Annotated in this window: 6 protein-coding genes; 2 read left to right on the forward strand and 4 right to left on the reverse strand. The window is 56.7% G+C overall.

Features of this window, described 5'->3' with window-relative positions; genetic code table 11:
• Nucleotides 1-11: 11 nt before the first annotated feature.
• Both VEG30_02495 and VEG30_02500 read right to left on the reverse strand, forming a co-directional pair.
• Complete coding sequence (locus VEG30_02495; protein HXZ78769.1) at nucleotides 12-3,224, reverse strand: glycoside hydrolase; 3,213 nt, start codon at nucleotides 3,222-3,224, stop codon at nucleotides 12-14.
• 104 nt (nucleotides 3,225-3,328) lie between these two features.
• Entirely contained in the window at nucleotides 3,329-4,873 is a 1,545-nt protein-coding gene (locus VEG30_02500; GenBank protein HXZ78770.1) for a malectin domain-containing carbohydrate-binding protein, read from the reverse strand.
• A gap of 309 nt (nucleotides 4,874-5,182) precedes the next feature.
• On the opposite strand from VEG30_02500, the gene VEG30_02505 reads away from it, so the two are divergent.
• Both VEG30_02505 and VEG30_02510 read left to right on the forward strand, forming a co-directional pair.
• A complete protein-coding gene (locus tag VEG30_02505; GenBank protein HXZ78771.1) occupies nucleotides 5,183-5,962 on the forward strand; it encodes a tetratricopeptide repeat protein in 780 nt (259 codons plus the stop codon).
• A 156-nt stretch (nucleotides 5,963-6,118) separates the two neighbouring features.
• The gene (locus VEG30_02510) at nucleotides 6,119-6,931 is read left to right on the forward strand and encodes a PP2C family protein-serine/threonine phosphatase (GenBank protein HXZ78772.1); all 813 of its coding nucleotides are present in this window, start codon (nucleotides 6,119-6,121) and stop codon (nucleotides 6,929-6,931) included.
• Nucleotides 6,932-6,948: 17 nt separating this feature from the next.
• On the opposite strand, the gene VEG30_02515 is transcribed toward VEG30_02510, so the two are convergent.
• Both VEG30_02515 and VEG30_02520 read right to left on the reverse strand, forming a co-directional pair.
• Complete coding sequence (locus VEG30_02515) at nucleotides 6,949-7,173, reverse strand: DUF6496 domain-containing protein (GenBank protein HXZ78773.1); 225 nt, start codon at nucleotides 7,171-7,173, stop codon at nucleotides 6,949-6,951.
• A gap of 140 nt (nucleotides 7,174-7,313) precedes the next feature.
• Nucleotides 7,314-8,155: hypothetical protein (locus VEG30_02520; protein ID HXZ78774.1), on the reverse strand; the 842-nt coding region annotated here is incomplete at its 5' end.

Below are 8,155 nucleotides of genomic sequence, written 5' to 3' on the forward strand. Positions count from 1 at the left end.
GCCCCAGACTACTATTCATTTCCCCCGCCCTCGCCTGCCTTCAAATCCTGCTCAGGCCGAATCTCTGGCAGGTTGGCCTGCCGCAGTTGCCGATTTAATTCCTGCAAATCTGCACCCTTCAGATCGTTCCAGCTCTTCTCTACGGCAAAAAGACTGCGTTGGGCGACTTCGACAGCATCCACTTGCGCTATGGTGGGGCCCACATCCGCCTGGCCTACGCTGCCGTAAAGCGCATAGATGTCGCTGTTGACCTGCTCGAGGTTCGGCTCCGCCGGACTATTCGCGCCCGAATCCTTCGGACCTTCCACAACCGCCGTTAGCTTTTTCTCAAAAGCCCGAATCGATTCACCCTGTGTTCCGCCCACATCTTTGGGCAGTTTTTCGAGTTGACGAGTCGCGGAGCGAGCTTCCAGGAGCGCCCGCGAGCTGTCCGAGAGCATGGAAGCCAGCCTCATTTGGAGCTTGAACTGCTGCTCCAGGTCGGCCATCGGCGTCTTGACCCGCGGATCCATCTTCAGCGTCAGCGGCTGGGCGTAAGAACGACCACGGACTGTGAGACGCACCGTGTACTGCCCTGGCAGAGCCAGCGGCCCCAGTGGGACTCGTGGCGTGTCGTGAGGAGTGGCAGCAATCGGGTATTCGTGACGCGCAGAGAGCGGCGCAGGGTAATGCAAATCCCACACCCAGCGGTGCATGCCAGGCATAATGGGAAGGCTCTGCGGCATGCGGATCCAGTAGAGCGGGATCAGTTGTTTGTCGAGCTCCTCTTCTGTGATTTCGGGAGTGTCCTTGCTCGAATAGCGGCGCACTGACTTGCCTTGTGAATCAACGATTTCCAATACTGCGTCATCAGCCGCTGCCAGGAAATAATCGAGGATAGCCCCAGCCGGCGGATTCTGCCCCGCGGGCTCATCGGTCGGCAGGGGAGTATCCGTATTGGTGTTGCGCCGTACAAGATAGGCAGTCTGCGGCTGGAAGAGATAGGCATACTCATGCATTAGCTGGCTGCTGAGCTGTCGCAGCGGCGTGATGTCGTCCAGAATCCAGAAGGACCTTCCGTGTGTGGCAACAATCAGATCATCGTCGTGAATCCACAAATCACGGGCGGAACTGCGCGGCAGGTTCAACTGCAACGACTGCCAATGGTCGCCCTCATCAAAAGAAACCCACACGCCCGTTTCCGTTGCCGCAAACAGTAACCCTTTGCGCACCGGATCTTCGCGTACAGCATTGACAGGGGCATTTTCCGGAAGTCCAGAAACGATCCGCTGCCACGTCTTTCCTGCGTCATGTGTGCGGTAGAGATAAGGACGCAGATCGTCAATGCGCAGGCGGCTCACCGAGACGTAGGCTGTGTCGTCATCGAAACGCGAGGCGGCGATCTGGGTTACTTTGCTCCACGGAGTCAGCTCTGGAGGTGTGATGTCCTTCCAGTTCTTTCCGCCGTCTCGCGTCCGCCAAACCAGGCCATCGTCGGTGCCTGCCCAAAGAATATTGACGTCGCGGAAAGAAGGAGCCAGCGCATAGATCGCCCCGCGCTGCTTATCTGCTTTGGGGTCCTTCGCAGCCATCTTTCCCAGGCTGGAGGGAACGCCCGGATGCTGCCGCGATAAATCGCTGCTGATTGTTTCCCACGTCCTTCCACCATCGCGCGATATGAACAACACATTCGCCGCGTAGTACAGGATATGAGGATCGACGGGCGAGAACATGATCGGCTCGGTGCGCTCGGTGCGATATGTTTCACCACGAATGGGAATGGGCGTAACGTTTTCTACCTGGCCCGTGCTCCAGTGAAAGCGGCTGACCTCGTTTCTCCCGGCCCCATACACGATCTCTGGATCGAGCGGGTCCGGAGCCGCATAGCCGTACTCAATGACTCCCACCGGATGCCAATCGCGAAACGTGATTTCCCCATCATTGCCGCGGCTCAAAATGCACACTGAGCCACTCTCCTGCTGTCCTCCGCAGACCCGGTAGGGAAACGTATTGCTGGTGGTCACGTGATAAAGCTGCGCGGTAGGCTGGTTGTACCAGGAACTCCAGGTCTGTCCGCCGTTCACGCTGACGATGGCCCCCTGGTCGGCGACCAGAAGAATAATGTTGGGATTGTTCGGATTGATCCAAATGTTCTGGTAGTCGTCCCCGCCGGGAGCGCCGCGGATGCTGGTCCAGGTTTTGCCACCGTCGGTCGAGCGCACAGTGACAATGCTGGTGCTGTACACCACATCCGGATTCGTGGGATCCACCTTGATCATCGGCAGATCGCCGCCTCCGATCTTCATCGCCGGACGCGGATCGCTGGTCGCGTTGTACCAGTTCTCGCCTCCGTCATCGGAGCGATAGAAGCCCAGCCCCTTGCCGGACCCATAGGTGCTGCTCGTGGTGGTGGAGAATACGGTGTACAACCGATTAGGCTGACTGCTGGCAATAGCTACGTGAATCTGCACCAGATCCGCAGGCAACCCATTTTTCAACGGCCTCCAGGTTGTGCCTCCGTCGGTTGACTTGAAAAGTCCTCCTCCGATTCCGCTGTATTCGTTGCCGTCCTCCCAAGGGCCCAGGCGGGCTTCCCAAAGCGAGGCGTAAACAATTCTTGGATTCGAGGGATCGATTTCGACATCCGCGCCGCCCGTGTTCTCGTCCTTGTAGAGCACCTTTTGCCAGGTTTGGCCGCCGTCGGTGGAGCGGAAAATGCCTCGCTCGGTGTTAGGTCCATAAGGATGTCCTAGAACAGCGGCAAATACCCGGTTAGGATCGTGTGGATCAATCGCAAGCGCGGGAATCTGTTGCGCATCTCGCAGTCCAAGCTGAGTCCAAGTCTTTCCCCCATCGATGGATTTGTAGATCCCATCTCCAACCGACAGGTCGGGGCGATGCAAGCCTTCTCCGCTGCCGACATAGAGAGTGTTGGGATCAGACGGCGCTACGACAATGTCGCCGATCGATTGTGTAGGCTGGGCATCAAAAATCGGAGACCAAGTTCGACCGTAATCCTCCGTTTTCCAGACCCCGCCATTGACTACGCCGATGTAGAACACGTTTGGCTGGCTGGGCACGCCGGTAGCTGCCCGGGTGCGTCCGCCGCGAAAGGGCCCGATCATGCGCCAGCGCATCTCCTGATACAGGCTCTCGGGGTACTGTTGCGCAGCAACTGCAAGCGGGATCAGGTAGGCGAGGGCAGAGCAAAACACAAGCCAGAAACGGCAATTCCTTGGAATCACGCAGTTCTCCGTCGAAATCCCTTGGTGGCGCCACAGGATAAATCAAAGGAGGAAAAGAGAGGAGGGTTGTTGCCATCCCGGATCAGCCAGGGCACTCTCGTTACCTACTCTGGCAGAATTTCGATGGCGCTGACTGTTGCGTAATCTCTGACGGGAACGAATTCGAACAGTAGCTTGCCTTGCGAGTTAGGCTCCAGCCCCGTGATCTTGCGCGTCAGGAGCTGGTTTTCCGCCGCATTTTTCAAAAGGTCTAAATCTCGCACCACCACTCGCCCATTGCAAACCACGTTGAACACCCGGCTACCCAGGCCACCTGCGGCTTCATGCGGTGGACCCACGTAGCTGTCGCGATTACCGACCCCAAAGCGCCGCTCCACAAAGTGGAGCACTGCTGTGTATCGTCCCGGCGGTACGGGGATGGCGTAAGAGAAGTTTCCCCAACGCTCGCTCTCGTACAATTCCTGGTCATCGGCGCCCGCCACCGATCCTGCACGAACCGCCAACTGCCCTCCTTTGAAATACTGGTCCGGAGCCCACCAGCGGCTGTCGTCGGAATAGTAAGAGCTGTCGCGCATAACGATACGAACGGGACGGATTCGGCCGCGCACTCCCGGGACAATCTCAATTCCCGACAGCATTCCGCGTCCTCCGTGCAGGGAGGAGACGTTCAAGTGCAGCAGGCCGTCTCCCGCCGGGGTAACGTCAACCAGCACCTTCTCGTCGGCGGTCCTGCTGCCGCCAGCATCGGCCACCACGTCAAAATCATTGAGCAGCGTTTTGCCGTTGACGTTGATGGCCATAATGCGGCTGCCCTCGCCGCCGCCCGAATCCTCAGGACCGTAATAAGTTTCGGCAAAGTGCAGCCGCAGCTCATAATTGCCGGGCTTCAGTGGAATGTCATAGCTGAAATCGCCCTGGCGGCTGGAGCGGTAAATTTCCGGATCAAGCGTCCGCCAGATATGCCTCACGGGACTACGAACCAGCATTCCGCCGGAAAAGTACCGGTCGGCGCTCCATACTTTTCCGGCACGATCAACATAGTTGTGGGTACTCCCTGCAAGAATTCGGACCTCGTCGCCGACTGGCAATCCGATTGGAGCCTCACTCACAGCGGACGCGGACCTTTGGGGATATGCCGGCACAGTTGTTTTCGTCCTGGGAAGAAAGATCAGAAGGCCGATACCAACCACAACAGAGGCAATGGCGGCTGGAATGAACCAGCGCCACACGTTTGACCTCCATCTGACGGCATCGCCCGCTACAGGTTTTTGAGAATCCGGCACGGGCTTGGTTGCCTGGGAAGACTCCCCCGCGACTGCAAACTGTGGCACGTACTGTCCTACGGGAATTGAAATGTGGAGAGTGTGACCTGCGCCGTCTCCCGCGTAGTACTCTGCTAAGCGCCTACGAAGCCGGTTGGCTTGTACCCGGACAATAGAATCGGAATCCTGGTCGAAGGAGGCGCCGCGGCCAAAAACCTCTACCGCAATGGAGTACTCCTTAATCTGCTCACCTTCACCCGCGAACCACTTCTCGCAGAGATAGGAAAGCAAGTGCGAGAGGGCAGGCGCGCGGACAAACGCCTCTGACTGCAGAACTCTCTGGAGTTCAGCTCGTTCCGCTTCCACGGACTCTTGAAGGACAGCCATTCGCGGGTTCCTGTCTAGAGTCTAGCTCGCATGTAACCGTGAAGAGTGAGGTAACAGCCGCCGTAACCCTCGGAAAGGGCCAGAATGGGACGGTCAGCACTAAGTTAGTGTTTACAGTCTGCTACAGCGTGGGTCTGTGAGCATTGGCCACAAGTCCCCCCTAAAGCGTCTGCCTTTAACAGTGTGGTAGCGGCTATAACGTTGTGTACTGCCTTGTCTTCTGCAATAAGGAGTTCGGCTGTGAGCAGGCTTTCCGACCCAATAGACAAAGCCCGGTTCGGTGGCGCAACTCCGGCCAAGGAGGCATATATGCGGAGACTATGGCTTATTGGAATCCTCTTGGCTCTTTCCGCTGCTTTGCGGGCTGACAATTCCGGCAGTTCAGCATCGGAGTCCCAGCCACCCAGCCTGCCAATGTCGCAAATGACGGTTGCACAACTGGAAGCCAGAGGGGACATCCTGCGTATGCAGAAGAACTACGAAGAATCAATTCGATACTACAATGCCGGCCTGCAGAGACAACCGAAGAATGCCGTCTTATACAACAAGATTGGAATCGCGGAGCTGCAGATTGGCCAGCTTAGTTCTGCGGAGTACCATTTCACTCGCGCGGTGAAATTCGATAGCAAATATGCTCAAGCCTTCAACAACATTGGCGTAATTGCCTACATGCAGAAGAATTACGGACGGGCGGTGAAATATTACAAAAAGGCACTGGCTTTGAGCGAAGCAAATGCCTCTATCCACAGTAATTTAGGCACTGCCTGGTTCGCCCAGAACAAGCTTGAGCGTGCAATCGCAGAATACACGCGTGCCTTGGAGTTGGATCCTGAGGTCCTATTGCGGTCCACCCACGGCGGCGTTTCTGCCAAGATTTCATCTCCCGAAGATCGCGCCAAATATTCTTATGTGTTGGCTAAGTTGTTCGCAAAACGTGGCGATATCGAACGTTGTCTCGAATGCCTGAGAAAAGCTAAGGAAGAGGGCTTTCACAATCTGACGGACGTTTATAGAGACGAAGAGTTCGCTACTATCCGGCAAGATGCACGACTGGCCGAACTGATCCCACCGCCTGCGGTCAACAAGTAGAACCGTTACTGGGAGAACCACAGGTTCTCCCAGAATTTTTTGCAAGCACGCACTCGTCGCTTCGAGTCGCACGAACTGCGGCTTTGCACCCTCTCCCAAAGTGGAACTTAATCTCTTAAGGATCAATGAAGACTAAAGCAAGCACCGTTTTTGTCGATGCAAAAGTCAGCAGGCACGCAGATGGAAGGTCTGGAATCCGACGTCGTCCTGGAAAACCCTACCAATAACGGTGTCCGGTGCCGCGATTGCGAGCAGCACCTGCGCGAAGCGCAAGTTCTCCAAGTTTCACTGTTGCCGAGCGCTCCTCTCGCCGAACACTCCTTCGAGTTTGCCTTTCGTTATTCGCCTTTTTTCGAAGTGAGCGGCGACTTTGCTGATTTCTTCCGCTTACCCAACGGTTTTGTCGGGCTGTATATGGGCGACGTAGTGGGAAAGGGTTTGCCGGCAGCCCTGTATGGCGCTCTGGTGATGGGAGCCCTGCGCGGCATCCATAAGACCGGCACGGCCACCGCACGCGTGCTCTCCTTGCTCAACGAGCGCCTCCTGCAGCGCCCCATGACGGGCCGCTTCTGCTCGACGTTGTATGCGGTCTTTGACCCGATAACTCGCACACTTCAATTTTCCAACGCCGGACTGCCTCGCCCACTTCTGGTATCCAAGAGCAGTTGCCAGCCACTTGGCGAAGGAGGATTACCCTCCGGAATGTTCCCGAACGCCACCTACGAAGAGCACACTGCGCAACTCTTTCCCGGGGACAGCGTGCTATTTGCCACCGATGGCGTGCATGAATTGTGCAATGCCGAGGGGATTGAGTTCGGTGAAGGTAAAATCCTGGAGACGTGGGATCGATGCCGGCACCGATCGGCGGGTGAGTCCTTGGAATACCTGTTCGAGAGCCTGAAACAGTTCTCTAGTCGTGCCGGTCAGCACGATGATGTCACGGTAGTGGTGTTAAGGGTCCCGCAATAATTCGGTCGCGCTGACTCCTACTTGTTCTTTGGTGGAACCTTTGCGCCCTTCTTACGCGCTTCCGAGAGCCCAATTGCAATTGCCTGCTTGCGGCTTTTCACCCGACCCGCTTTACCTCGCTTTCCCGAGCGAAGCGTGCCGCGTTTTCTGCGGCGCATGGCGCTCCCGACGGTCTTGCTTGCACCTCTACTGTAGCGGCGCCCTGACTTCTTGCGTGATCTGCTCTTCTTTCTTGCCGGCATTCTTTTCCCCCGGCACTTGGATTAACTCCGTCATGGAGAGGTTGTGCGTCGCGCATCTTTATCGTTAAGCCCCCCGCATGGCAAACCTCAAACAAGCAGAGTGAAATCGCCTTTGGAGAAACTGCCTGATTCCCGTCTCTTCAGAACAGAAACTTCAAGGCAAATTGGACAAGCCTGGGTGGCAAAGCTCCCTGGATCTGACCGAAGGTAGGAGAGCTAATGTCGCTATCCGGCAGCCGGAAATTGGGGTGATTGAATAGATTGAAAATCTCCCCGCGGAACTGGAACTGCTTGCCTTCCGCCACCCGGATGTTCTTGAGGGCGGAAAAATCCCACTGCATGAAGTCAGGGCCCTGCACCACATTGCGGCCTTCATTGCCAAACTGCTGAACAGGAGAATTTGGATCGGGAGTAAGGGCCTGGAAGGCGCTGGTATTGAACCAGCGGGATACCGTATGGGGGCCGGAATTGGGATTGCCAATCAGATCGGGTCGATTGGCCGAAAACCCAGTAATCTCCGGCGCACCGCCCTGCAGGGACACGTCTCGCGAATCGAAAACGGTGAACGGTGTGCCGCTCATTAGGGTAGTGATGCCATTGAGTTGCCATCCGCCGAGAATGTGCTGGTACCACGTTTGAGCCTGGCGCCAGAAGGGAAGGCTCCACTGATAACTCAATACAAACCTGTGGCGGGCGTCGAACATTGAGCGCCCGCGCTCGGCCGCTAGATCGAAAGGATTCTGCGCGAGATCGTTTTCTCCCGCCACCGGCTGGGCTGCCGAACCGGTGATGTTGAATGAGGAAACATCATCGATCGACTTGGACCATGTGTAGGACGCGAGAAATGAGATGCCGTGGCCGAAGCGCTTCCGCACGCTGCTTTCAAAGGCGTTGTAAGAGGAATTCGCGATGCCGGAAATCTCCCCCACCGAAGCATAAACACAGTCGTTGGGCTGAGCGAGCGTGCACCCCGAATAGAGAC

Source organism: Terriglobales bacterium, from assembly GCA_035624455.1.
Lineage (GTDB): Bacteria > Acidobacteriota > Terriglobia > Terriglobales > Acidobacteriaceae > DASPRM01.

Coding starts and splice junctions, on each gene's coding strand:
- VEG30_02505 (HXZ78771.1), top strand. CDS start 5,183: ATGCGGAGACTATGGCTTATTGGAATCCTCTTGGCTCTTTCCGCTGCT.
- VEG30_02510 (HXZ78772.1), top strand. CDS start 6,119: ATGCAAAAGTCAGCAGGCACGCAGATGGAAGGTCTGGAATCCGACGTC.
- VEG30_02515 (HXZ78773.1), bottom strand. CDS start 7,173: ATGCCGGCAAGAAAGAAGAGCAGATCACGCAAGAAGTCAGGGCGCCGC.
- VEG30_02500 (HXZ78770.1), bottom strand. CDS start 4,873: ATGGCTGTCCTTCAAGAGTCCGTGGAAGCGGAACGAGCTGAACTCCAG.